The organism is Actinomycetospora sp. (assembly GCF_036497585.1).
Taxonomy (GTDB): domain Bacteria; phylum Actinomycetota; class Actinomycetes; order Mycobacteriales; family Pseudonocardiaceae; genus Actinomycetospora.
This window is the reverse complement of record NZ_DASXJD010000152.1, coordinates 1-2,694: the sequence shown is the minus strand read 5'-3', so window position 1 is coordinate 2,694 and position 2,694 is coordinate 1. Positions and strand designations below refer to the sequence as shown.

At 75.7% G+C, this 2,694-nt stretch carries 4 protein-coding genes; 1 reads left to right on the top strand and 3 read right to left on the bottom strand.

Annotated elements, in window-relative coordinates; all coding sequences use genetic code 11:
* Positions 1–99 precede the first annotated feature (99 nt).
* The 3 genes from VGH76_RS14990 to rimP form a co-directional block, all read right to left on the bottom strand.
* On the bottom strand, positions 100–489 hold the full coding sequence (locus tag VGH76_RS14990) for a YlxR family protein (protein WP_331557490.1): 390 nt from the start codon (positions 487–489) through the stop codon (positions 100–102).
* Between the two features lie 63 nt (positions 490–552).
* Positions 553–1,551 (bottom strand): transcription termination factor NusA, encoded by a 999-nt coding sequence (nusA, locus tag VGH76_RS14985; RefSeq protein WP_331557489.1) that lies wholly within the window; start codon positions 1,549–1,551, stop codon positions 553–555.
* On the bottom strand, positions 1,548–2,114 hold the full coding sequence (gene rimP / locus VGH76_RS14980) for a ribosome maturation factor RimP (protein ID WP_331557487.1): 567 nt from the start codon (positions 2,112–2,114) through the stop codon (positions 1,548–1,550). The genes nusA and rimP overlap by 4 nt, the downstream gene beginning before the upstream one ends.
* Before the next feature lie 209 nt (positions 2,115–2,323).
* On the opposite strand from rimP, the gene VGH76_RS14975 reads away from it, so the two are divergent.
* The coding region (locus tag VGH76_RS14975) for a hypothetical protein (protein WP_331557486.1) at positions 2,324–2,694 on the top strand (371 nt) is incomplete at its 3' end.

The following is a 2,694-nucleotide window of genomic DNA, read 5'->3' as shown; positions in this document are numbered from 1 at the left end:
TCCTTCGCGAGCTCGTGCACCCGGGCCTTGCCTGCCACTGATCTCCTCATTCTCGAGGTCGGCGGCGTGCCCGCGACCTCGTGTCCTACGCCTGCGCGCTCATCGCGAGTGCTTCACGGCTGGCTCATCGGGGGTCGACCTACTTCCTCGTCCTCCGGCTCCGACGGGCGTCGGGGCCTGGGTCCGGATGTCCGGCGCCGGGTTCGCCTCGAGCAGTGCGTGCAGCGCGCCGGTGTCGAGCGGCCCCGGGACGCGCAGCGCCCTGGGGAACGCCGATCGGCGCTCCGCGCGGTGCAGACAGTCCGCGGCGGGATGCATCCAGGCTCCCCGCCCCGGCTTGCGACGCCGCGGGTCGGGGTCGCATGCCCCGTCCACGGCCACCACTCGCAGCAGTTCCGACACCGGGCCCCGCGATCGGCACCCCACGCACGTGCGCACCGGTCCTTCGATCGGTACGTCCTGTCGGGGGGCCGGACGGGTCCGGGCCATTGGGTCACTCTACCGCGCTCGTCCGCACACCAAGAACGGCCCTTCGAGGACGGCCCCGGGGCGCTACGGCGCCACCAGATCCGTCTCGGGCTGCGCGTCGGACCGGATGTCGATGCGCCACCCGGTCAGCCGGGCGGCGAGGCGGGCGTTCTGGCCCTCCTTGCCGATCGCGAGCGAGAGCTGGTAGTCGGGGACCACGACGCGGGCCGCGCGCGCCCGCTCGTCGGTCACCTCCACCGAGACGACCTTCGACGGCGAGAGCGCGTTGCCCACGAACTCCGCGGGGTCGTCCGAGTGGTCGATGATGTCGATCTTCTCACCGTGCAGCTCGTCCATGACGCCGCGCACCCGCGCCCCCATCGGTCCGATGCAGGCGCCCTTGGCGTTGAGTCCCGCGACGTTCGAGCGGACCGCGATCTTCGACCGGTAACCGGCCTCGCGGGCGATCGCGGTGATCTCCACCGCGCCGCTGGCGATCTCGGGGACCTCGAACGCGAAGAGCTTGCGCACCAGGTTGGGGTGCGTGCGGGAGAGCGTGACGGCCGTACCCCGCGGGGACCTCGTGACCCCGACCACGTAACACCGCACCCGCTCGCCGTGTTCCAGCTTCTCGCCCGGGACCTGCTCGGCGGACGGGATGACGCCCTCCACCGACCCGATGTCGACGACGACGACGCCTCGCGCGTTGGCCCGGGCGTCACGCTGCACGATCCCGGCGACGACCTCGCCCTCGCGGGTGGCGTACTCGCCGTAGCTGCGGTCGTTCTCGGCGTCGCGCAGCTTGGCGACGACGACCTGGCGTGCGGTGGCCGCGGCGATCCGGTCGAACCCGGCGGGGGTGTCGTCGACCTCCCCGACGGACTCGCCGTCCTCGCCGAGCTCGGGGACCAGCACCCGGATCTCGCCGCTGTCGCGGTCGACCTCCGCGCGGGCGCCCGGGGTCTCGCGCCCGGTCTGGCGGTAGGCCGAGAGCAGGGCCGACTCGATGGCCGAGACCACGGTCTCGAAGGAGACGTCCTTGTCGCGCTCGATCGCGCGCAGGGCCATCAGGTCGACCTTCACTGCTCCTCCTCGCTGTCCCGGCGCGCCGCTCGGAGCGCCTCGACCTCGGCGTCGGGAGCGGGCTTGAACTCGACCTCGACGATCGCGCGGGTCACCTCGTCCAGGGCCACCGTCCGCAGCGCCTTACCGACGGCGAGGGTGACCGTCGCCGGGCCCTCGTCGGGGACCACGACGCCGCCCACCCGGCCGGTGACGGCCTCGCCGCCGGCGAGGGTGACCGCGACGCGGCGCAGCCACGCCCGCCGCCAGTGCCGTGGCTCGGTGAGCGGCCGGTCGGTCCCGGGTGTGGTGACCTCGAGGGTGTAGGCGCCGGCGAGCGCGTCGCGGACCGCCGGGTCCTCGGACTCGCGCGCGTCGACGGCGGCCGAGACGTCGCGGGAGAGCTCGGCGACGGCGTCGAGGTCGACACCGCCGGTCGGGCCGTCCTCGACGCCCGGGACGTCGGGGGAGTCGACGGTGACGCGCACGACGAGGCGGCGGCCCGCGGGACGCACGTCGAGCTCGTCGAGCACGAAGCCGGCGCGCGCCACGACGTCGTCGACGACGGGTGACAGGGCGCTCACGGCGGCACCGGTGGGTGAGCCCACGGGCGCACGGGACACGGTGGGTCCTCCTGGCTTGGGATGCTGGGGTGGGACGGTCCGGGCTGGGGAGCGCCGCGGGGCGGCGACGGGGCCCCCGGCGGGACACCCAGCCTAGCCCGCGTCGGGGGCCCGGTGGCCCGGCCCGGCGTCCCGTTCGTCCCCGGGCCGGACTGGCAGGATGGCCCCCGATGGACCTCCCCTCCCCGTCGCGGCGCAGCGTCCTGCGCGGGACGGCGGCCCTGGCCCTCGCGGGGGCGGTGCCGGTGGTTGCGACGGCTTGCGGCCACGCCGACGAGGGTCCGGACGAGCTGGAGGCCCCGCTCACGGCAGCCCGCTCCGACGCTGCGCTGGCCACCGTGGCCGGGCGGGCCTTCCCCGACCTCGCCCCCCGGGTGGCCCCGGTCGCGCAGGCGCGCGCCGCACATGCCGACGCACTCGCCGCGGAGATCCGGCGGGCGCGCCCCGACCGGGCGGACTCCGTGGCGGCGCTGGTCCCCGATCCGGCCCCGCCCGCGTCGTCCGCGGCGGCGGCCGCCGCCCTGCGGACCTCGCTCGGGGC

Excerpts from the sequence above, each read along its gene's own strand:
- VGH76_RS14990 (WP_331557490.1), bottom strand. The coding sequence starts at position 489 with ATGGCCCGGACCCGTCCGGCCCCCCGACAGGACGTACCGATCGAAGGA.